This window comes from Flavobacterium quisquiliarum (assembly GCF_019308285.1).
Classification (GTDB): Bacteria; Bacteroidota; Bacteroidia; order Flavobacteriales; family Flavobacteriaceae; genus Flavobacterium; species Flavobacterium quisquiliarum.
In genome coordinates this window covers 119288-140921 of sequence record NZ_WWEM01000011.1, presented here as the reverse complement: position 1 = coordinate 140921, position 21634 = coordinate 119288, and the positions used below count along the sequence as shown (strand labels likewise).

Sequence of the window (21634 nt, the reverse complement as noted above, 5' to 3'; positions counted from 1 at the left end):
ATTCTCATGAAAAAGACTTTAATTCTTTGCCTGTTTTTATGCCTTAATTGCTCCGTATTTGCTCAAAATAAAGATGTTTGGGTTTCTTTTTGGGATAAAGACTCCACTCATATCGGATTTAAAGATAAAAATGGCATTGTTAAAATCGAACCCAAATTTATGGGAATGATAATCGCTCATAAATTTGAAAATATTATTGCTGTCAGCGAAGAAAAAGGTCAGAAATGGGAAAGCTACTATTTAACCAAAACCGGAAAAATAGTAGGCCGAGATAGCTTATACGTTTTTGACAACGGGCCAGATTGCGAAAACGAAGGCTTCATAAGATTTACAGATCACAAAACCGATAAAATGGGAATGTTTAACGGTGATGGACAAATAGTTATTCCAGCAATTTACAGCAATTTGACTAAAGTCAAAAACGGCATGATTATCGTTTTGAAAGACGCTCAAAAAAAACAAGACGGAGAACATTTCTTCTGGACAGGTGGCAAAGAATTTCTAATTGATACCAATAATAAAGTTCTAATTGAAAATTTCGCCTACAACGACGATTTGAATTTTTATTCCCTTGAAAAATCAAAAAAACCGAGCAAAGATCCCGTTAGAGACAGCTTTTTGGGAGTTGATGGAGAATATTATTCGTTTGTAAATTTTGATAAGGAATTCAAATTCTGGTTAAAGAAAGAGCTGCTTTCAGATTTATCTCAAAAAAACATTTTACTACATTCATTTGATAAAATTACGTATAATAAACCTTTGGAAGATTGGATCAATGAGCCAAAGGAAAAATTTGTCAATAACAACTATCTCTATTTAAAATTAAAACTACAGGAATTAAATACTGCAAAAACAGATTATTTTGTCTCTACAGACCGATTGAATCCGTTTATTTTTGAATCCATTGAATATGATGAATATTTCAACAATTGCAATGAATCTAAAGACTGGCTTTATCCCGTTAAAAGCATCATCATCAACCCAAAAAGCAAAACCGATTTCAGACAAGACCACCTTGATTTTCTTAGAACAGAAAATGGCTATAAACTGATTAGTGTCTCAAATGCAAAAGATAATCTTAAATAAATGATCTCTTTTCAATAAAGGTTAACTTTGTAAAAAAGAGTAAACCATGAAGAATTTTTTATTTTTACTTACTGCTATTATCTTCGAAATCATTGCTACAACAGCATTAAAAAAGTCTCAAGAATTTACGAAACTCATTCCAAGCATCATTACGGTTATTGGATATTGTGGCGCATTTTACTGTTTAAGTTTTGCCATAAGAACTATTCCTGTTGGATTTGCTTATGCAATTTGGTCAGGAGTTGGAATTGTTTTAATCACAATAATTGGAGCTGTTTTCTTCAAAGAAATACCAGATTTACCTGCTATTATAGGACTGAGTTTAATTATAATTGGAGTTGTTGTGATTAATGTTTTTTCTAAAACTACGGCACATTAATTTAGGACATGATAGTATCAAATGATACTATCATGTCCATTATTCACCTAAAAATCAAATCATTAAATGATTTTCAAAAAAGCCACAATTTCAGATCTAAACGAAATGCAGCAATTGTATATCGAAACAATAAAATCGGTCTGCAAAAACGATTACAATCCAGAACAAATTGAAGCTTGGATTTATGGTGTAAACAACAAAGAAAGATGGATTGAAATAATTGAAAAACAATACGTTTTACTAGCAATAATTGAAAACAAAATTGCCGGTTACGGAACTTTAAAAGACGGAAATTATATTGATTTCTTTTATGTTCATAAAGATTTTCAACGACAAGGAATTGCAGATAAAATTTTAACCGAATTAGAATTAGAAGCCAAAAATCAGGATTCAAAAACTATAACTTCGGATATCAGCATTACTGCAAGACCATTTTTTGAAAAGAAGGGATTTGTTGTTAAGGCAGAACAAAAAAATGTACGTTTAGGCGCAGAATTGATCAATTATAAAATGGAAAAAGAGTTATAAATTTTTGTTTCAAGTTTCAGGTTGTTGGAATTTGAAAAAAACAAAAAACTTCCGCAAGTTTCAGATTTTATCCCAGCAAAAACCAATCGATCTTTGTCTTATAAAATTGAATGAAGATGAACATACAGGAAACCATCAATTATAATCGCATTGCAGAAGCCATCGATTATATCAAAGCGAACTTTAAAGATCAGCCTAATCTTGACGAAGTGGCTGAAAAAGTGCATTTGAGTCCGTTTCACTTTCAGAGGCTTTTTAGCGATTGGGCAGGAACAAGTCCGAAGAAGTTTTTGCAATATACAAGTCTGGAACACGCTAAAAAATTACTCAAAGACAATCAGGCTACTATTTCTGAAACGGCATACGAAACCGGACTTTCAGGCACAAGCCGACTTCACGATTTATTCGTCAATATAGAAGGAATGACGCCAGCCGAATATAAAAACGGTGGAAAAAACCTAGCTATAAATTACAGTTTTGCGGAAAGTCCGTTTGGGAATATCATTGTTGCTTCTACTCAAAAAGGCGTTTGTTTTATGGCTTTCGCCGAAGATGAAGCAAGCGGATTTTCTGCTCTAAAAGATAAATTCCCCAATGCTGATTTTTCAAGAAAATTAGATTTACTACAGCAAAATGCACTCTTTATTTTTCAAAATGACTGGAGCAAATTATCTGAAATAAAACTACACCTAAAAGGAACCGATTTTCAGTTAAAAGTTTGGGAAACTTTATTAAAAATCCCAATGGGGCAACTTTCGACTTACGGAACAATTGCACAGCAAATTGAAAAACCAAATGCCTCAAGAGCGGTTGGAACTGCAATTGGAAGCAATCCTGTTGCGTTCCTTATTCCTTGTCATCGTGTAATCCAGTCTTCAGGAGTTTTTGGCGGTTATATGTGGGGAAATACACGTAAAACAGCCATAATTGGCTGGGAAGGAGCTCAGGTAAATCCATAGTTTTTCCGCCACGACCCGAGCGATAGCGAACTGACGAAGTAATTCACGAATTATTCTTTTAAAATCTTTGCGATTATTTATTCGAATTAATTCGAACAACATTAGATAATGTATTTAAAAGAATAATTCGTGAATTCGTGGCGGAAAAAAAATCTCAATCTAAAAATTCTTATGCAAAATATACAATCCAAAATTGCTTCTCAAAACTGGGAAAGCGTCACCGAATCTATGCACGAAAATGGATTCGCCATAATTCCAAACGTATTGAATAACGAACAATGTGAAGATTTAAAATTCGATTACGATAATCCAAATCTATATCGGAAAACAGTCGTAATGGAGCGTTACAGATTCGGTCTGGGCGAATACAAATATTTCAATTATCCGCTACCCGATTTAATTCAAAACATACGAACTTCAATTTATCCTAAATTGGCTCCAATTGCCAATGCGTGGATGAAAGCTTTAAATATCAACACTGTTTTCCCTGCCAATCACGAAGAATTATTGAAACAATGCCACGATAACAATCAGCTTAAAGCGACAGTTTTGATTTTAAAATATGGCAAAAGCGGTTTCAATACTTTGCATCAGGATTTGTATGGTGATGTGTTTTTTCCCATTCAAATCGTACTTTTCCTTTCAGAACCTGACGAAGATTTTGCGGGTGGCGAATTTGTTTTGACACAGCAGACTCCAAGAGCACAATCTAAAGCTATTGTTTTGAAACCTAAAAAAGGAGATGTTTTAGTTTTTACAACTAATTTCAGACCAATAAAAGGAACAAAGGGATATTATCGCGTGAATATGAAACACGGCGTAAGCGAAGTGTATTCAGGCGAACGTTTTACACTGGGAATTATTTTTCACGATGCGTTAAATTAAGTGACAAAGAGACAAAGGTTCAAAGGCACAAAGATTGAGAACCTTTGTCTCTTTGTTACTTTGAACCTCTGCAACTAAAAAAGAAATGATTCAACATAACAAAATTTCAGATTCAGAACTTCGAAATAAAATTAAAAAAGGCGAAATTTGTTTCGGTGGCAACCAAAAATTAAAAATCTACGGAACACTGAAATGTTCTTCCGGAAAAAGAATGAAACGGGAAAACCGTGTTTTCTTTTCTTCAGAGAATGATGCAAAACAAAACGATTTCAGACCTTGCGGACATTGCATGAAAACCGAATATCAAAAATGGAAAAATGGACTTATTTAACCCTCATACAGACGAAAACGCCAACTTACTTCCTCAAGATGGAACTGTAAATTACTACGGAAAATTGTTCTCCAGAGAAGAAGCCGATTTCTATCGCGACATTTTATTGAATACAATTGAATGGAAAAATGACGAAGCTATCATCTTTGGAAAATTAATTTTGACCAAACGAAAAGTGGCTTGGTATGGGGAAAAGGAATTTGAATACACCTATTCCAATACCACAAAAAAAGCATTGCCGTGGACTCCAGAATTATTAAAATTAAAATCGATTATCGAAGAAAAAACAGGAGAAACTTTCAATTCCTGTCTGCTCAATTTGTATCATTCCGGTGAAGAAGGAATGGCGTGGCACAGCGATGGCGAAAAAGATTTAAAGAAAAATGGCGCTATTGGTTCTTTGAGTTTTGGTGCTGAGCGTAAATTTGCTTTTAAACATAAAGAATCTAAAGAAAAAGTTGCTCTAATTTTAGAACATGGCAGTTTATTAGTCATGAAAGATGAAACGCAGACTTACTGGCTCCATCGATTGCCTCCTACTAAAACTACAACAAAACCGAGAGTAAATTTGACTTTTAGAACTATTGTAGAGTAGAAACTTACTTAGAGACCTAACAGTTTTTTAAAACCTGTTAGGTCTTCTTTATGCGAAATCTACCAACCCTGATTCAATCCATTTTTTAAAACCTCATCGTATTTTTCTTTATCAAAAGAATACAAGTTTGGCGCTTTGTGCGCTACATTGCTTTTCTTTTCGTCCAGCTTAGTCAGAATTCCAATATTGGTTATTTTTCTTAAAAAATTTCTTCTATCTAATTTTTTATCCAAAATAGTTTCATACAATTTTTGGAGTTCAGGAATTGTAAATTTTTCCGGCAATAAGTTATATCCAATCGGCATTAAATTTAATTCTACTCTCAAAGTATCCAGTGCTTTATCCAGAATTTCACGATGATCTAAAATTAATTCGGGAACTTCTTTATGATCAATCCATTCTACAATTTCGTGTCTTCCAGTCAGATTTGGAAGAATTTTTGAAAAATCTACCAAAGCATAATACCCAATTGTCACAAAGCGACGCATAAGCCACTTTCCTTTTTCTTCTTCAATCTGCAGATATTCCAATGCCTTTTTATCAAAATGCTGTTCGTTTCGTTTTACTTTTCCGAAGGTCGAAAATTGTCTTAAAAAAACACCTTCTACTCCGGTTCGGCCGTTTAAAACCGTGATGGCAGCAGTATCAATATCCTGATCTACAGGAATAAATCCGCCGGGTAAAGACCATTTATTCGCTCTTTCTACCTTAATCAATAAAACCTTCAGCTGATTATCGTGAAAACCAAAAATTACGCAGTCGATAGAAAGTCCAGGCTGATAATTTTCGTTATTATCTATAATGTCTTTTAACATTCAAATGTTTGTATAAATTCTTTCTTTAAATACCCTGCAATTTACTTGATTTTTAGAAATTCAAGAGCTTTTTCAAAAAATTAGGATTTTATTTCCATCAAAATTAGAAGTGTGTAAATCACAATTTTAACGAAAATTTAAAGTCAAATTTAAAAAAAATAATTACATTGCGTCACAATAACACATTAACGGTTTTTGATTGTTGAAATCTAAATCAAAAACAAAGAAAAATAATACAAACTGTTCGATTTTTCTTCAAGTGAGCGTAGAAATTTAAACACAGAAGTTATGATTACCAATCCATTAAAAAACATTAATCAAAAAATTAGAACTAAAATCTGGACATCATTTGGATTTGTTTCTAAAACCTATCTTATGGAAGCTTCATTAAAATATAGTGAAGAACAGGAAAGAATTTTTAATGAAATGATTATTGACAAAGATGCTAAAAATAAAAAAGCAAAACAGGAAGCTTATGAAAAAGCACTGTTTGCTTCGTATAAAGGAATTGGCGCAATGGATTTCATAAATACCGTTTTAAAGTGACCATTTACACATTTCTATAATTTATAATGCCAACCTCGCTTCTTTCCAGCGAGGTTTTTTTATTGTCATAAATTTCATGTTTTTTATTGAGCAAAATCATGCATTATTACTTATTTTAGCTGTTTTAAAAGTAAGAATATACCCCTGTAAAATTATAGATATGGAAAACACCATCGAGTCAGAAAGTTATAAAATCCAAGAACCTGCAAACTGGGCTTCAAAAATTGATGACAATCAATTAATCGAATACATCAAAGAATCTGATTTTTCAAATAAACAAGTTGAGGAAGGGCGTGATTTCTGTTACTTCTTAGATAAAATTTATTATACAAGTGATACTGAAAACAGCGAATATGCCTGTGTAGCTTACACGCTTAACGAGCCGGGAAACCTTGAAAGTGCTTCTGCAAGAGATGTGATTGTAGAAGAAAATGAAACTTATATCATACACAGAATCAGCGTTCTTAGAGAAGGAGTTTTGATTGATAAAATTGCGGATACAAAAATTAAAGTCCTTGACAATGAAAATCAAAGTGAAGGAGGTATTCTAAGCAGTAGCAAAAAAGTAAATATCACGATTAAAGATTTACAACTTTATGATGTTTTAATTACTGAAGATTCAAGGGTAAAAGTTTTTACGGATCGTGATTTTCTTCGTAAGGAATTTTTAAAATATGTTTACATTACTCCAAGCACCTATTGGGCTTACGGAAATTATAAATTTAGTTTTATTAATGACCGAAAAGAAACTATTGCGTATAAGAAAACATTCTTTAGAGATGACAATGGAGATGTTTTGAAACCGGAAATTAATTACCTGAAAAAAGGAGAACGTTTTGTAATCGAAAAGGAAAATTACATTAATTCTTTTGATCAAAATAGAGAAATTGCTCCTTACATCGATTTTGCCACAGACCGCAATTGGACTGGTTTGTCGAATTACATTTCGCCTCTATATGAAGAAATATACAGCAAATCTTCACTAAAAGAATTTGCTCCAAAACTGGTTGAAAAACTGGATGTCATTACAGACAAAGATGAGCAGTTACAGTTTGCCATAGATTATGTACAAAACCATATCTATTACGTATATAATGCTGACGAAATGAACGGTCACAAACCGCAGGAACCAGCCATAACTTACGAAAATAAACAAGGTGATTGTAAAGCAAAATCTGTTTTATTGAAAGTAGTTTTAGATTACATCAATGTTGATTCTTCTGTGGTTTTGGTCAATTTTAATTCGGATCATCATATCAAAAATTATTTGCCTTCGCTTCTCACGTTTAATCATGTGATTGTAAAAATTAATCACAAAGACGAAACGTATTTTATAGACGCCACAACAAGAGATGAATTTGGGTTAATTGAAAATCGTGGTTTTATTTACTTTTTACATTATCTGGAAGTAAAACCAAACAAACAATTAGAAGTTAGAAAACCATATAAATTTCCTTATTACGGAATTAATGAAAAGGTAGATTTAACAGCTCAAAACCAGAAAGGCGACTTAAAACTTGTAACAACTTACAAAGGAAATCGCGCCAATTATATGCGTAAGTATTTCAAAAACACTAATAAAAGAGAGATTATAGACAGCTGGAATAATTTCTTGTTTTATACTTTGAATTACTCTGGAGACCGCGAAGGAACTGACATTAGAACGATTTTTAATGATGCTTCTATTGAAATTGTAAGTGATGATAAAAAACTGAATGAATTTACAATTCAGTATAAAACCAGTATTGAGAATCCTTATTTTACGGATCAGCAAAAGAACCGTTTCCTGATGTATTTTGATCGCAATATAGTGAAGAATAATGCGAGAGATTTTATGCATAAAGACATTTTATTCTGGCATAATTTCGATAATGAAAAATATGAAATCAACCTTCAGACGGATCAAAGAATAGATACTGAAGAGAAGTTTACGATTCAAGAAAGCACCATCAATAATCCTTATTTTGATTTTACAAGCCGTAAAAAAGTAACTAAAAATGGAGCCTCCATAGTTGTTGATTTCAAACCTTTGGTAAACTTAGAAATTCCTTCAGCAGATTTTGAGAAGTTTAGAAATGACCATCATACAATCGCCGATAGTAATTTTGGTCTTGGAATTGATATTATTGAACAAGGTTTACTGAATCGTTTGAAATTTAATTTCAAGAAACGTCTTAAATAATTTCAATAAAAAAATGGAGCTTTTAACGGCTCCATTTTTTTATTTTAAACACATAGAAACATAGATTTTAGTGCTGTTAAAAAGGCGTTTCACTTGCATATATACACATAGTCTTTGTACAAATAGATTGTTTTTCAGACTTAAAGTGTAAGGTTGGAAAGCATAATATTAGCCACAAATTGCACAAATTTGCACGAATTAATTTATGGAAATTTGTGCAATTCGTGGCTAAAAACTTTTAAACGTAAAGAATAAAAAACACTAAAAACATATTGTTTTATTAATTTGCCAGCAATTCAAAATCTGATCTTAGTTTAATATCTGCTGACGAAGCTCCAATCATTACTTCAAAATCTCCAGGTTCTGTTCCCCATTCTAATTTGTTATTATAGAATGAAAGTTTTTCTTTGTCAATGGTGAATTCGATTGTTTTAGATTCTCCCGCATTTAATTTTACTTTTTGGAAATCTTTTAATTCTAAAACGGGTCTTACCACAGATCCGAATTTATCTTTTAAATACAACTGAACTACTTCTTCTCCGACCACTTTTCCAGTGTTTTTTAATTGGAAAGAAACTTTAATAGTTTCATTGTTTTTTATTTTTGCTGCAGATAATTTCAATCCAGAATAATCAAAAGTTGTGTAGCTTAATCCATATCCAAAAGGGAATTTAGGCGAGTTTTTTAAATCGATATAAGCCGAAACATAGTTGGTTGAATTCTCATCTTTTGCTGGTCTTCCTGTACTAAAGTGATTGTAATAAATTGGCACCTGTCCTACTTCTCTTGGGAAAGTCATAGGCAATTTCCCTGACGGATTGTAATCTCCAAACAATACATTTGCAATTGCATTTCCTGCTTCTGTACCCAGCCACCAAGTGTAAACTACAGCGGGAACATTGTCTGCAATCCAATTGAAAACAAGTGGTCTTCCTGCATTAATTAAAACCACAACCGGTTTTCCTGTTGCCTGAATTGCTTTCACTAAATCTTCTTGGACACCTGGCAAATGAAGATCACTTCGGCTTTTTGCTTCGCCGCTCATATCGTGTCTTTCGCCTACACTTAAAATAACGATATCTGCTTGTTTCGCAGTGGTAACAGCTTCTGCAAAACCATCTTTATTGTCACCCGTTACATCGCATCCTTTTGTGTACAATAACTTGGTGTTTTTGCCTACTTTATTTTGTAAACCGTCCCATTGTGAAACCACCCATTTATCATAATTTACTTCTGGTAATTCTACAGCCCAAAATCCCATATTGGCTTTGTACTCTTTTACCATTGGCCCAATAAAAGCAATTGTTTTGGTACTTTTTGAAATTGGCAACGTTTGTTTTTCATTCTTTAATAAAACAATACTTTTCTCAGCCATTTCTAGAGCCGCTTTTCTGTGCTCAGGATTTGCCAAAGCTTTTTCTTCTCTCTTTGGATCTGAATATTTATATGGATCATCAAATAAACCTAATTCAAATTTTTTGCGAAGAATACGTCTTACAGCATCATCAACCAAATCAATAGAAACTCTGCCCTCTTTTACTAACTCTGCTAAATTTTTACGGTAGGCATTACTTTCCATATCCATATCGCTTCCTGCTGTAATGGCTGCATAAGCTGCTTCTTTAAGATCTTTAGAGTAACCGTGAGCTACCATTTCTCCAATGGATCCCCAGTCAGAAACTACGAAACCTTGAAAGTTCCATTTTCCTTTTAGAATATCTCTTTGTAAATGGGCATTTCCAGTTGCTGGAATTCCGTTGATATCATTGAATGAATTCATGAAAGTTGCTGCACCTGCATCTAAAGCTGCTTTAAATGGAGGTAAATACGTTTCTAGAAGCATTCTTTCACTCATGTCTACAGAATTGTAATCTCTTCCTCCAACTCCCGCTCCATAAGCGGCAAAGTGTTTTACACAGGCCATAACTGAGTTTAAATCTCCTAATTTAGTTCCCTGAAAACCTTTTACTCTTGCATAAGCAATTTTAGAACCGAGATAAGTATCTTCTCCGGCACCTTCCATTACGCGCCCCCAACGTGGGTCACGTCCAATATCAACCATCGGTGCAAATGTCCAGTGAATACCGCTTGCCGAAGCTTCTGTTGCGGCAACTCTTGCACCTAATTCAATTGCTGCTAAATCCCAGCTTGCCGCCTCTGCTAACGGAATCGGGAAAGTGGTTTTGTAACCGTGAATTACGTCCTGACCAAACAACAATGGAATTTTAAGTCTTGACTGCATCGCCAATTCCTGATATCCTCTGGTATATTTTGTTCCAATTACATTCAGCATCGAACCAATTAAACCTTGTTTAATTTCATTTTGTTTATTCGGATTAATTGTAATTGGTCCTGTGGCCTGATTGTCACCAGTGTATTGATTTAACTGACCTATTTTTTCTTCAATTGTCATTTTTTTCAACAGATCATTGACTTTCTGATCTATTGACTGCTGTTGCGCCGACGCAAAAAGCGAAAACATGAACAACGTGATTGTGGTTACTTTTTTCATAAGTTTACATTTTTACCAAACGTAAGTTGCAACTGCACCCGCGTTTAGTGAGGTTGAAGTTTGTTTCTGGTTGTATTTAATATTAAAAGTTTCTGCTGAAGTTCCATCATTTTCTACAATTAAAATGGTTTGTCCTGATGGCGTTTTGAAAGCAACATTATAAAGATTTCCTGCAATATTACTTCCAATTCTCACTGAACCTTCTGGAACAAATTTAGAGGCATGTCCAATAATATAATATCCTACTTCTCTTTTAATGTTTTGATTTTGGTCAATCATCAAAGCTCCTTTACAGGTCGAACATCCTCCCGGCGTGAAAGGTTTGTAAAACTCGTCATTTGCCAATCCCCATGAAAGTGCATTTTTACTCCAGTTGCGCATAGAACCAATTACTACATTTTTCACACTCCATTTCAAATCGTTTTCAAAATTGCTTCCTGAACCTGTATATTGTTCAGTAAAATACAAATCTTTATTTGGAAATGCATTATGGACTGTTGTTAAAGCACTGATATCTCCTTCATACAAGTGAAAAGCTGAACCTGCCACAAATGGATTTGCTTTCGGATCTTTTAAAATTGTCAAAGGATATTCTGGTTTATTACAATTGTGGTCGTAAACGATAATTTTGGTTTTGATTCCTGCTTTTGCGAAAGCGGGACCTAAATGATTTCCAATAAAATCGGCCTGCTGTTCAGCCAGCATTAACAAACTCGGATTATTTCCTGGGTGCAATGGTTCATTTTGTGGTGTAATTGCGTCAATTGTAATTCCATGCGATTTCATTGCCTGAATGTATTTCACAAAATACTGTGCATACACTCCGTAATATTTTGGCTGTAAGCTACCGCCTTTTGAGCTTCCGTTATCTTTCATCCAAACTGGAGGCGACCAAGGAGACCCCATTATTTTAATTTTCGGATTTATGGCTAAAATCTCTTTCAAAACCGGAATCACATCATTTAAATCTGGACCAAGATTAAAATGCTCCAGATTTAAATCGGTTTGGCCTTCCGGCATATCATCATACGAAAAAACTTTTTCATTCAAATCAGATGCTCCAATACTCAATCTTAAATAACTTAAACCAATCGCATCCTCTTTTCTGGAAAACAATTCCTGAAGCAATGCTTCTCTTTTTGATTTGTCCAGTTTGATAATCGCCTGAGCACTTCCTCCTGTTAAAGAAAACCCGAAACCTTCAATGGTTTGGAATTTCTCTGCTGAATTTATCTCAATTGTCTGATTTGAATTTGTTTCTGAATTAAAAACTAAATCAGATTGTTTTTTAAGTTTTGAAGTTTCGTCTGTAGTCGTAATCCAGGATTCAACTTTTCCTGAATTTGTAGCTACATTTTTTGAAGATCCGCAGTTTAACTGCATCGCAACCAGAGGCAATAAAACTAGGATTTGAAGTTTTTTGTTGATGTTGTTTTTCATTTAATCTATTTCTATTAAAACAGGCAAATGATCCGATGGATATTTTAAATCTTTTGAATCACTTAACACTGCGTGTTTCTGAATTGTAAGTCCGCTATTTTTAGATACAAAAATGTAATCCAATAATAATGTTACGGGCTCGTTATGTTTGAAATCGTTGAAAGTTCCTGACGGTCCAAACGGTTTTTCTTTAGAAACATCTTTGGTGTCATTCATCACTTTTTTGATTTCAGTAATTTGTTTTGTATCCGGTTCTGAGTTAAAATCTCCCATTAAAAAAACAGGATATTTTTTGGTATTTAATGCCTCAATTTTAGACAAGGCAAGCTGTACGCCTTTTACTCTGGCTACTTCTCCCATATGATCTAAATGAAGATTAAAAACCCAAAACGTCTTTTTTGTTTTTAAATCTTTAAAAAGTCCGTAAGTACAAACTCGGTTACAAGCCGCATCCCATCCTCTGGAAACAACATCTGGGGTTTCAGATAACCAAAAAGTATTGGATTGTTCTACTTTAAAACGGTCTTTTTTGTAATAAATACAACTTGCTTCACCCAATCCTCCTTCTTCTCTTCCTATTCCAAATCGGTTATAATTTGGCAAAGCCGATGCGATATCTGTTACCTGACCTGGCGTTGCTTCCTGAACACCAAAAATGTCTGGACTGTAAAAACGGATCTGCGCATTAAAATAATCCTTTCGTTTTGGCCATGCATTTTCTCCATCAGATTCAACATCCAGACGAATATTATAGGTCATAATTTTCAGGTTTTGACCATAAAATGAATTTCCTGCTAAAAGGAATAGTAATGCTAAAAGAAGTTTGTTTATCTTTTTCATGTTTAAAAATTTTAATCCCGTAAAGCTAGTCTTTACGATGCTTTAGAGAAAAAAATCCATTTAAAAGTTATGTTAATTAATCAGTTGAGTAATTATTTTTAAACACATAGAAACATAGTTTTGCAACCGCTAAGAGACATTTCATTTGCATTAATTCACATAGTAAACTATGTGTTAGAAACTAGTTTCTTTTTGTTTTCTATTTTAGATAAAGAAATAACTATGTTTTTATGTGTTTATTTTTTAAATTAAATCCAACGGGTTGTTAATTATACACTCTTACATAATCAATTTCGTAAGTTGCATTTTTGAAATTTGGATCTACTGCTCCGCCAAAATTTCCTCCCATTGCAAAATTTAGAATCACAAAAAACTTAGCATTAAATGGTGTTGTAGCTGAATTTTTGTAGGTATAAAATAAATTATCATCTACATAAAATTTAAGTGTTTCAGCAGACCATTCGACAGCATAAATATGAAACTCGGTCATTGCCGTAGGATTTTTCGTTGTAGCTGTATCCGGCGTATTTCCTGAACGTCCCGGAGAATGTAAAGACGAATGAATTACATTTGGGTTATTCCCTACTTCTTCCATAATGTCTATTTCTCCGCATGCAGGCCAGCCAACAGTATCTAGATTATCACCCAACAACCAGAATGCAGGCCAGGTTCCTCCACCGCTTGGTAGTTTTGCACGCATTTCTGCTCTTCCGTATTTAAATGAAAATTTTCCTCTTGTTAAAATTCTTGCCGAGGTATATTGGCTTCCCATATAATCCTCTTTAATTGCCTTAATTTTTAACATTCCGTTTTCAACAATTACATTTTCCGGGCGCTTGGTATAATATTGTAATTCATTATTCCCCCAACCATCGCCAGTTCCTGTATTGTAATCCCATTTATCAGGATTTGGAGCACCGTTTACATCAAATTCATCTGAAAAGATTAGTTTTCTTGCTACGAAAATGTTTACAGATGTAGAGGCATTTGTATATTTTAAACCATCAAAAGCGGTAACTTCAATGGTATAAGTTTTTGTTCCCGGCTCTGTAAATTCGTATGTAAAATCGCTGGTTGTAATCTCTTTCGTTTCATTATTGATTTTTACTTTGTACGATTTCGCATTTGCTGCTGTAATCTTCAAGTTTATTTTTCCGCTTCCGTCTCCATTTGGTAACTCAGCGGTTTTTCCTATGATATCAACTTGAACAGACATTTTTTCAGGAGCAACTACTTCTGGAGTATCAGTCGAATCATTACTACTGCTGCAAGACTGAAATACAAATAACAGGATTAGCGTAAAAATTCCTGCTCTATTTACGAGATTGATCATTTTCATCTTTATTTATTTTTAGTGGTTTAGTTAATAAATTGACTATCAAGATAAATATTATTTCTTCTACTTTTATTTTTTATTCATAACAAAGTCAAAATAATTCAAATTGAAAACGTAATTTACTTCCAGGTATAAGTTCCAACAGATCCGGCTTCAAGAGAAGTTGCCACCCATTTTCCGTTAAACTTGATATTGAAAGTTTCTGTTGCAGTTCCATCATTTTCGACAATTAAAACTTTTGTTCCCGAAGGAGTTATAAAAGCTACATTTTGCAAATTTCCTCCCGAATTACTTTCGATTCTAACAGATCCCATTGGAACAAATTTTGACGCATGAGCAATAATATAATAAGCTACATTTCGCTGATAACTATCACCCGAAGTTATGGTTATTGCACCTTTACACATTGTACAACCACCATCTGTATGAGGACCAAAACTTGAATTATTAGCAACATTCCATTCTAATGCATTTTTGCTATAATTTCTCATTGAACCAATAATTACATTTCGAAGATGCCATTTTAAATCTCCCGCGAACTGCCCTTCTGAAGAAGTCCATTGTTCTGTGAAATAAACATTTTTGGTTGGGTATGAATTATAAACATTCAGCAAAGCACTAATATCTCCAGCATACAAGTGAAATGCAGATCCGTCAACAAAAGGAAAAGCATCAGTATCAGCTAAAATTGCTTTTGGATAATTTGGATTGTCACAGTTATGATCGTAAGCAATAATCTTTACATTCAGACTTGCTGCTTTAAATGTGGGACCTAAATTATTTTTAATGAAGTTTGTCTGGTCTGCAGCAGACATATACATACTTGGATTATTTCCGTCGTGAAGCGGTTCGTTTTGAGGCGTAACGGCATCAACAGTAATTCCTTCCGCTTTCATTTGCTGAATGTATTTTACAAAATACTTCGCATAAACATCATAATATTCCGCTTTTAGTTTTCCACCTTTAAAGCTATTAACATCTTTCATCCAAACAGGAGCCGACCAAGGGGTAGCTAAGATTAAGATTTTAGGATTAATTGCCAGAATTTCTTTCAACATGGCAATTAGATTTTTGTCTTTTTCTAAACTAAATTTAGTCAGATTCAAATCTGTTTCTCCGGTTGCAAGATCATTATAAGTAAAAGGTTCCGCATTTAAATCTGATGCTCCAATACTTATTCTGATGTAACTTACTCCGATTGCATTTTCGCCTGAACCAAATAATTCCTGCAAAAGGGCAGTTCTTCTTGTTGGGTTTAATTGATTGATTACATCTACACTTCCTCCGGTTAATGTATATCCAAAACCATCAACAGTTTGGTATTTCTGAGATTCTTTTACTTCTATCGTATTGTATGCATTTACTGTTGTTCCAAATCCTAATATTCCGGATTGTTTCGCCAGTAAAACACTTTGATCCCCTTTTGTAAGCCAAAAATCAACATCGTTTGTAGTCGCTGGCGGATTTACCACAGGAGGGTTTACAACTGGCGGATTCTCTACTGCGTCATTGGAAGAAGAGCATTTTACCTGAGCCAGTACGGCCGCCATAAAGAAAAATGCTTTTATGCTATTTTTAATATTCAATTTCATCTTTTTGGTTTTAAGGTTAGTCAGGCACATTTAGTACACTATAGTTTGTATCGCATGTGCTGGAATAGTAATGATTTTTTTTGATTTTTGATTTTCCAAAGAATAAACAATCTCTTTATCAGATTGGTTCATCACGATAGTAATCAATTGTCCGTCAGAATTTTTAAAAGAAGTACTTAACAACGATTTATCACTTATGGTTTCCAGCACTCTTTTGGCATTTGGCCTGATAAATTTGGAGAAATGTCCAATATAATAGTACATCGGAGTATAGATTAATTCATCTTTTGTAGTATCGGCATGAATGGGTGCAAAACAGAAATTACCAACATGATTAGGACCTCCGTTCTGATCTAAAAGAATGTTCCAGTCTGTCCAGGCAACTGTTCCGTTATTAAAATCATTCAGCATATTGATTCCATAACGCTCTGCATTTCCCCAGAATTGATATTTTGATGCATCAAATTTTTCAATACAGCCTTCTGTAAATATTAGATTTTTGTTTGGAAAAGCTTCGTGTACTTTTGCTACAGACTCAAATTGAGGCGGGCCACCGTTCCAGGTTTCATACCAATGGAATCCAATTCCCCAGGCATATTTTGAAACTTCAGGATCTGAAAAAACGAGATTAGCTCTTTTTTCCAGCATATCTCCTCTGTTATGATCCCATATAATAATTTTTTTAGAACTTAATCCTTCTTTTTCTAAAGTAGGCCCAAGATGATTTTTAAGAAAATCTCTCTCTGCTTCTGGTGTATAAATACAAGATTCCCATCTTTGTTTTGCCATTGGTTCATTTTGAATGGTTAACCCCCAAATCGGAATTCCTTCTTTCTCATAGGCTTTAATAAATTTAGCATAATATAGAGCCCATGAAGAGGCAAACTCAGGCAACAAAACGCCGCCGTGTAAAATATCATTATTATCTTTCATAAAAGCTGGGGGACTCCATGGACTGACAAATAAGGTTAGTTTTCCGCCGGCTGTTTCAATTGCTTTTTTTATTAATGGAATTCTATATTTTCGATCGTGATCTATATTAAAAGTCTTCAACTCTTTATCACCTTCTGAAATATAAGTATAACTGCCACTGCTGAAATCACAGCTGTGAATATTTGTTCTTGCTAAAGTGTAACCAATTCCTTTGTTTTTATCGTAATAAGCATTTAGAAATTCCTGCTGCTTTTTAGGAGATAATTTAGCAAAAACTTCTGCACTTGCATCTGTAATTGCACCTCCAATCCCGATAAAGGTCTGGTCTGTTTTTTCAGTATTTACAATAATAGATACTGTTGGATTTTTTTGTTGTGTAGTGTTGTTGTTCGAAATTAACTCGTTGGATAATGATAATTTCAGATTAGAATTTTCGGCAGTAGTAAAAACCTTTATTTTATTGTTTTTTTGTGATGAAGCACCATTATTTTGAGCTGTTATTTTTGAAATGAAACAGCTTGATTGTACTAAGATAAAGGCTGATAGAAATACTTTTGTTACTTTCATGTTGTTTAAAATTAAAAGTAAGAGAAGACTAATTACAGATAATTCAAATTAGTCCTCTTTTACAATCTACTACAAAATATTAATAAACAAGTGTTTGTATAGCTCTTGGCGGAATTTTAACGACCGCTTTTTCAGCTCCAATAATTAAATTATAAGTGTACTCATTTGCTGATTGATTCATGACAATTGTTGCCATTGTTCCATCAGTATTTAAAAATGATGTACTTAATAATGCACTTCGGCTTGTTGATGTACTTACTCTTACTGCATTCAAACGAATGAATTTTGAGAAGTGTCCAATATAATAATAAGACGGAGTATAAATTAACTCTCCAGTTGTGGTATCAGCGTGAATTGGTGCAAAACAAAAGTTTCCAACGTGATTAGGTCCTCCGTTTTGATCCAATAGAATATTCCAGTCTGTCCACGCTACAGTTCCGTTATTAAAATCATTAATCATATTGATTCCGTAACGTTCTGCATTGCCCCAGAATTGATATTTTGAGGCATCAAATTTTTCGATACATCCTTCTGTAAACATTAGTTTTTTGTTTGGATACGCTTCATTTACTTTGGCAACATTATCAAACATCGGCGCTCCGCCAGACCATGTTTCGTACCAGTGAAATCCCATTCCCCAAACATATTTTGATGCTTCAGGATCGGAGTAAATTACATTGGCACGGTAATTCATTAAATCACGGTTATGATCCCAAACGATGATTTTTTTATCTCCCAGATTTTCTTTTTTCAAAGTCGGTCCAAGATAATTTTTAATAAAATCTCTTTCTGCTTCGGCTGTGTAAATACAAGATTCCCATGTTTGCACTGCCATTGGTTCATTTTGTGTAGAAGTTCCCCAAATTGGAATTCCTTCTTTTTCGTATGCTTTGATAAACTTTGCATAAAAGTTTGCCCAAGTCTGATAGTATTCAGGAAGTAACGTTCCGCCCTTCAATACATTTTTATTACTTTTCATGAAAGCATTTGGTGACCACGGTGCTACATAAGTAGTTAGTTTTCCCCCTGCTTTTTGTATAGCCTGCTTTATTAAAGGAATTCTATACTGTCTGTCATGATCAATAGAAAAAGTTTTGAGATCTTTATCCCCTTCTTCGATATAAGAATAACTTCCACTGCTAAAATCAGAACTTTGAATTGTTGTTCTTAGTAAAGAATAACCAATCCCTTTTTGCTGATCGTAGTAAGCGTTTAAGAATTCTGCTTGTTTTTCTTTTGAAAGTTTAGCAAATATTTCGGCACTTGCATCAGTAATAGCGCCACCGATTCCCATAAAAGTCTGAAACGTTTTTGCTGGTTCCACAAATACAGAAGTTTCTGTTTCTAATGGTTGTTTTGCTGCAGAAAAAGTAACATTATCTGTTGATGTCAATCTTAACTTTGAGTTTTCTGCTGTGGTATAAACGGTTACTTTTTTACCATTGGTTGTAAATTCTTTTTTTGATTTTGGCTGTTGCGCAAAAGCAGCAACGGCAAACAAAAGGCATATTATTTTTAGACTATTTTTTTTCATTTGCTCCCAATTATTATAGTTTTAATTGAAGTTTTGGAGAAATCTAAAACTGATTCTTAATCCTAAAGAATTTAAAAATAGCCCATACTCATAATGATTACGGGCTATTTTACAACCAAACTTAAACTTAAACTTAACTTAACTCTTTATTTTCCTCTGAATTCAACCTTAGTAACAGTAATTGGTTCATTACCTGTAGCGTTACTTCCAGATCTGATTAACAGATATATTGTTCCGCTTTGAGAGAATTTAACAACATTCGAAACTGTATTAGTTACAGCATTTTTCTTGCATCCAACTCCAGATAATCTTCCTGAAAACTTAGATAATCCACAACCATCCCAAGTACCAATCCCCATCACCAGGTTATCTTTGTACTCAACACCAGGTTGTGGTACTGATGTACCTGCATAGACTTCAAAAAAAGTTTCTTTTAAACCACTAGGACAAGAAACGGTCATATCCACTGTATATTCTCTGTCTTTTACAACTTCGATAGCCTGATAAAGCCCTTCCTGAGCCCATCCTCCTGGCGAATAAATTGTAGCACCATTCGCACCGAAAGACCAAAAAGCAGCACCTGACGGACTTAGTTTTGCATTTGTCCACTTAGCCTGATCTGCAGCTGTAGCAAAAGTTCCTCCTTGGACTAAGTTTCCTTTAGCCGGATCTGTTTTTTCTACAACAATTTGTTTAGAAGCAGTTCCGGTTGCAACACCTGCTCCAATAGCAGTATGTGTAATAGTGTAAGTACCAGCATCTGGTAAAGAAATTACCTGATTCATTTTTCCAACTGAAGCTCCGTCCCCAGTGTCCCATTTTGATAAAATAACTCCTTTTGTCTGAGCGCTTAGAAGAAAGGTATTCATTGCTCCTTCAACCGGAGTTATAGTAAACGAAGCGTCAACATCGGTAGCTGTAAGCGGATTTGTATCAACACTGTCATCACAGCTATTTAGTGTGCCTAATGCTAAAACTAGCATTAGGGATACACTCTTTCTGAAATTTATATTTAGGTTCATTTTGTTTTTGGTTTATTAGTTAGAGAATACTATTGATAATTAGGATTTTGTTTCAATTTAGTACCGTTCAACTCTTTAAAAGGAATTGGAAAAATCTCATCTGTTCCAGCATCAAAACCTCTGTCTGATAGTGCTGCAGCTGCATCTCCCCATCTTACTAAGTCAAAGAATCTGTGTCCTTCTCCAGCCAATTCCATTCTACGCTCATTTTTAATAGCTGCTAATGTTACAGGAACTGATGGCAAACCAACTCTTGCTCTAACTGCATCCAGTAAAGCTTGTGCTCTAGCTCCCGATCCTAAAGCTTCTGCTTCCATTAAATACGTGTCTGCAAGTCTGATTACATAAGAGTTTTGCTTGTAGTTCAACTCAGCTGCTCCTCCTCCAGTTCTCACATCAGATTGTCTTGGAAGGTATTTATTTAGGAAATAACCTGTATCCTGATAAGCAGGAATATAGTCTGCTTTACCAGCTGCTTTTAAAGCTTTCAAATCGAAAATAGTGGCTTCAAATCTTGGATCTGTTTTCATAGCATCATACAATTTCTGAGTTGCCACGTTAAATGCCCAACCTGCAGGAAGATCTGGTGCGTCAGAACCGTCAGGTCTTGAATAACCTCTTGGTCCAACCATAACGTTTAAAGAGTTTCCTTCGTCTTTACCTTGTCCCCAGAACCCCCAATCAGAATTACCCGCACTACTATGAGATACTTCTAATATAGATTCTGCATTAAACTTATTTGATGTTACCCATAAATCACTAAACTTAGTAAGCAATTTATTTCCATATTGATTTGTTGCTCCCGGAGTACCATTTACTTCAGCTAAAACAGCTGCAGCTTCAGTCTTTTTGTTTTCAAACAAATAAACTTTTCCAAGAATTGCCTGAGCTGTTCCTTTGTTAAATCTTCCAGATTCTGTTTTTGCATCAACAGTATTAGGCAAGCCCGGAATAGCTTCCAACAAATCTTTTTCTATTTGTGCATAAATTACCTCTGGTGCAACTTGTTCCGGATCATAGATAGTCTGAGTGTTTAAAGGAACCAAAACCAATGGAATATTCTTAAATAATCTTACCAGATTAAAATAATAAAATGCTCTTAGTGCTTTTGCTTCTGCAGTAAATCTAGCTCTTACATCCTCACCCATTGTTGCCGCCGGAAGCTTAGATATTAACATGTTAGCTCTTGAAACACCCTGATAATGATCATCCCAGTAACTAGACGGAATACTTATTGATGAAAGAGAGTGTTTAGAAAAGTTCTGGATTCCGTTTCCATCTGTTGCACTACCACCTCCTGCATAAAAATCATCTGAACCTGCATTTAGCATAGCTACCAGATTTTCGAAACCACCAGTGTTTTTTCTTAATGGATCATAAACTCCAATTAAGGCTGCATAACATTGCTGTTCGTTAGAAAAATAGGTACTTGAATCGAATTGCCCTTTTGGATCAATGCTCACAAAATCTTCAGAACAAGCTCCTGCTAAGGCTGCCAGTGCTACGGCAAAGTATATATATTTAAATTTTATAGTTTTCATAATTCTTTTAA

The 21634-nt window shown here is 34.2% G+C and carries 19 protein-coding genes; 9 read left to right on the top strand and 10 right to left on the bottom strand.

Annotated features, from left to right (window positions below; translation table 11 throughout):
- Positions 1 to 6 precede the first annotated feature (6 nt).
- From GSY47_RS03600 to GSY47_RS03570, 7 genes are all read left to right on the top strand, one after another.
- On the top strand, positions 7 to 1086 hold the full coding sequence (locus GSY47_RS03600; RefSeq protein WP_179003146.1) for a hypothetical protein: 1080 nt from the start codon (positions 7 to 9) through the stop codon (positions 1084 to 1086).
- Between the two features lie 46 nt (positions 1087 to 1132).
- The gene (locus GSY47_RS03595; protein ID WP_179003147.1) at positions 1133 to 1465 is read left to right on the top strand and encodes a DMT family transporter; all 333 of its coding nucleotides are present in this window, start codon (positions 1133 to 1135) and stop codon (positions 1463 to 1465) included.
- Positions 1466 to 1531: 66 nt separating this feature from the next.
- The gene (locus GSY47_RS03590; protein WP_179003148.1) at positions 1532 to 1993 is read left to right on the top strand and encodes a GNAT family N-acetyltransferase; all 462 of its coding nucleotides are present in this window, start codon (positions 1532 to 1534) and stop codon (positions 1991 to 1993) included.
- Positions 1994 to 2109: 116 nt separating this feature from the next.
- Complete coding sequence (locus GSY47_RS03585) at positions 2110 to 2952, top strand: bifunctional helix-turn-helix domain-containing protein/methylated-DNA--[protein]-cysteine S-methyltransferase (protein ID WP_179003149.1); 843 nt, start codon at positions 2110 to 2112, stop codon at positions 2950 to 2952.
- Between the two features lie 171 nt (positions 2953 to 3123).
- Entirely contained in the window at positions 3124 to 3837 is a 714-nt protein-coding gene (locus GSY47_RS03580) for a 2OG-Fe(II) oxygenase (protein ID WP_179003150.1), read from the top strand.
- An 85-nt stretch (positions 3838 to 3922) separates the two neighbouring features.
- Complete coding sequence (locus tag GSY47_RS03575) at positions 3923 to 4168, top strand: Ada metal-binding domain-containing protein (RefSeq protein ID WP_179003151.1); 246 nt, start codon at positions 3923 to 3925, stop codon at positions 4166 to 4168.
- Entirely contained in the window at positions 4155 to 4763 is a 609-nt protein-coding gene (locus GSY47_RS03570) for an alpha-ketoglutarate-dependent dioxygenase AlkB family protein (protein ID WP_179003152.1), read from the top strand. The genes GSY47_RS03575 and GSY47_RS03570 overlap by 14 nt, the downstream gene beginning before the upstream one ends.
- Before the next feature lie 59 nt (positions 4764 to 4822).
- Here the strand turns inward: GSY47_RS03570 and GSY47_RS03565 are convergent, their stop codons facing one another.
- Positions 4823 to 5578 carry an NUDIX hydrolase gene (locus tag GSY47_RS03565; RefSeq protein ID WP_179003153.1) on the bottom strand — a complete coding sequence of 252 codons (756 nt, stop codon included), beginning with the start codon at positions 5576 to 5578 and terminating at the stop codon, positions 4823 to 4825.
- A gap of 288 nt (positions 5579 to 5866) precedes the next feature.
- Here GSY47_RS03565 and GSY47_RS03560 point away from each other — a divergent pair, with 288 nt between their 5' ends.
- Together GSY47_RS03560 and GSY47_RS03555 are read left to right on the top strand one after the other, a co-directional pair.
- A complete protein-coding gene (locus tag GSY47_RS03560; protein ID WP_179003154.1) occupies positions 5867 to 6124 on the top strand; it encodes a hypothetical protein in 258 nt (85 codons plus the stop codon).
- 160 nt (positions 6125 to 6284) lie between these two features.
- Complete coding sequence (locus tag GSY47_RS03555; protein WP_179003155.1) at positions 6285 to 8306, top strand: hypothetical protein; 2022 nt, start codon at positions 6285 to 6287, stop codon at positions 8304 to 8306.
- A 280-nt stretch (positions 8307 to 8586) separates the two neighbouring features.
- Here GSY47_RS03555 and GSY47_RS03550 read toward each other — a convergent pair whose 3' ends face one another.
- The 9 genes from GSY47_RS03550 to GSY47_RS03510 all read right to left on the bottom strand — a co-directional run bounded on the left by GSY47_RS03550 (position 8587) and on the right by GSY47_RS03510 (position 21623).
- Complete coding sequence (locus tag GSY47_RS03550) at positions 8587 to 10818, bottom strand: glycoside hydrolase family 3 N-terminal domain-containing protein (protein WP_179003156.1); 2232 nt, start codon at positions 10816 to 10818, stop codon at positions 8587 to 8589.
- Between the two features lie 12 nt (positions 10819 to 10830).
- A complete protein-coding gene (locus tag GSY47_RS03545) occupies positions 10831 to 12258 on the bottom strand; it encodes a glycoside hydrolase family 30 protein (RefSeq protein WP_179003157.1) in 1428 nt (475 codons plus the stop codon).
- Complete coding sequence (locus tag GSY47_RS03540; RefSeq protein WP_179003158.1) at positions 12259 to 13098, bottom strand: endonuclease/exonuclease/phosphatase family protein; 840 nt, start codon at positions 13096 to 13098, stop codon at positions 12259 to 12261.
- A gap of 265 nt (positions 13099 to 13363) precedes the next feature.
- Positions 13364 to 14437 carry a glycoside hydrolase family 16 protein gene (locus tag GSY47_RS03535; protein ID WP_179003159.1) on the bottom strand — a complete coding sequence of 358 codons (1074 nt, stop codon included), beginning with the start codon at positions 14435 to 14437 and terminating at the stop codon, positions 13364 to 13366.
- A 116-nt stretch (positions 14438 to 14553) separates the two neighbouring features.
- The gene (locus GSY47_RS03530) at positions 14554 to 16026 is read right to left on the bottom strand and encodes a glycoside hydrolase family 30 protein (RefSeq protein WP_179003160.1); all 1473 of its coding nucleotides are present in this window, start codon (positions 16024 to 16026) and stop codon (positions 14554 to 14556) included.
- A gap of 30 nt (positions 16027 to 16056) precedes the next feature.
- Positions 16057 to 17526 (bottom strand): glycoside hydrolase family 30 protein, encoded by a 1470-nt coding sequence (locus GSY47_RS03525; RefSeq protein ID WP_179003161.1) that lies wholly within the window; start codon positions 17524 to 17526, stop codon positions 16057 to 16059.
- Between the two features lie 79 nt (positions 17527 to 17605).
- Positions 17606 to 19060 carry a glycoside hydrolase family 30 protein gene (locus tag GSY47_RS03520; protein WP_179003162.1) on the bottom strand — a complete coding sequence of 485 codons (1455 nt, stop codon included), beginning with the start codon at positions 19058 to 19060 and terminating at the stop codon, positions 17606 to 17608.
- A gap of 146 nt (positions 19061 to 19206) precedes the next feature.
- Positions 19207 to 20082, bottom strand: coding sequence for a hypothetical protein (locus tag GSY47_RS03515; RefSeq protein ID WP_179003163.1), 876 nt, complete (start codon positions 20080 to 20082; stop codon positions 19207 to 19209).
- Positions 20083 to 20111: 29 nt separating this feature from the next.
- Positions 20112 to 21623, bottom strand: coding sequence for a RagB/SusD family nutrient uptake outer membrane protein (locus GSY47_RS03510; RefSeq protein WP_179003164.1), 1512 nt, complete (start codon positions 21621 to 21623; stop codon positions 20112 to 20114).
- Between the last annotated feature and the right edge of the window lie 11 nt (positions 21624 to 21634).

Bases quoted from the DNA above. Each gene is read 5' to 3' on its own strand.
- GSY47_RS03600 (WP_179003146.1), top strand. From the start codon at position 7: ATGAAAAAGACTTTAATTCTTTGCCTGTTTTTATGCCTTAATTGCTCC.
- GSY47_RS03595 (WP_179003147.1), top strand. From the start codon at position 1,133: ATGAAGAATTTTTTATTTTTACTTACTGCTATTATCTTCGAAATCATT.
- GSY47_RS03590 (WP_179003148.1), top strand. From the start codon at position 1,532: ATGATTTTCAAAAAAGCCACAATTTCAGATCTAAACGAAATGCAGCAA.
- GSY47_RS03585 (WP_179003149.1), top strand. From the start codon at position 2,110: ATGAACATACAGGAAACCATCAATTATAATCGCATTGCAGAAGCCATC.
- GSY47_RS03580 (WP_179003150.1), top strand. From the start codon at position 3,124: ATGCAAAATATACAATCCAAAATTGCTTCTCAAAACTGGGAAAGCGTC.
- GSY47_RS03575 (WP_179003151.1), top strand. From the start codon at position 3,923: ATGATTCAACATAACAAAATTTCAGATTCAGAACTTCGAAATAAAATT.
- GSY47_RS03570 (WP_179003152.1), top strand. From the start codon at position 4,155: ATGGACTTATTTAACCCTCATACAGACGAAAACGCCAACTTACTTCCT.
- GSY47_RS03565 (WP_179003153.1), bottom strand. From the start codon at position 5,578: ATGTTAAAAGACATTATAGATAATAACGAAAATTATCAGCCTGGACTT.
- GSY47_RS03560 (WP_179003154.1), top strand. From the start codon at position 5,867: ATGATTACCAATCCATTAAAAAACATTAATCAAAAAATTAGAACTAAA.
- GSY47_RS03555 (WP_179003155.1), top strand. From the start codon at position 6,285: ATGGAAAACACCATCGAGTCAGAAAGTTATAAAATCCAAGAACCTGCA.
- GSY47_RS03550 (WP_179003156.1), bottom strand. From the start codon at position 10,818: ATGAAAAAAGTAACCACAATCACGTTGTTCATGTTTTCGCTTTTTGCG.
- GSY47_RS03545 (WP_179003157.1), bottom strand. From the start codon at position 12,258: ATGAAAAACAACATCAACAAAAAACTTCAAATCCTAGTTTTATTGCCT.
- GSY47_RS03540 (WP_179003158.1), bottom strand. From the start codon at position 13,098: ATGAAAAAGATAAACAAACTTCTTTTAGCATTACTATTCCTTTTAGCA.
- GSY47_RS03535 (WP_179003159.1), bottom strand. From the start codon at position 14,437: ATGAAAATGATCAATCTCGTAAATAGAGCAGGAATTTTTACGCTAATC.
- GSY47_RS03530 (WP_179003160.1), bottom strand. From the start codon at position 16,026: ATGAAATTGAATATTAAAAATAGCATAAAAGCATTTTTCTTTATGGCG.
- GSY47_RS03525 (WP_179003161.1), bottom strand. From the start codon at position 17,526: ATGAAAGTAACAAAAGTATTTCTATCAGCCTTTATCTTAGTACAATCA.
- GSY47_RS03520 (WP_179003162.1), bottom strand. From the start codon at position 19,060: ATGAAAAAAAATAGTCTAAAAATAATATGCCTTTTGTTTGCCGTTGCT.
- GSY47_RS03515 (WP_179003163.1), bottom strand. From the start codon at position 20,082: ATGAACCTAAATATAAATTTCAGAAAGAGTGTATCCCTAATGCTAGTT.
- GSY47_RS03510 (WP_179003164.1), bottom strand. From the start codon at position 21,623: ATGAAAACTATAAAATTTAAATATATATACTTTGCCGTAGCACTGGCA.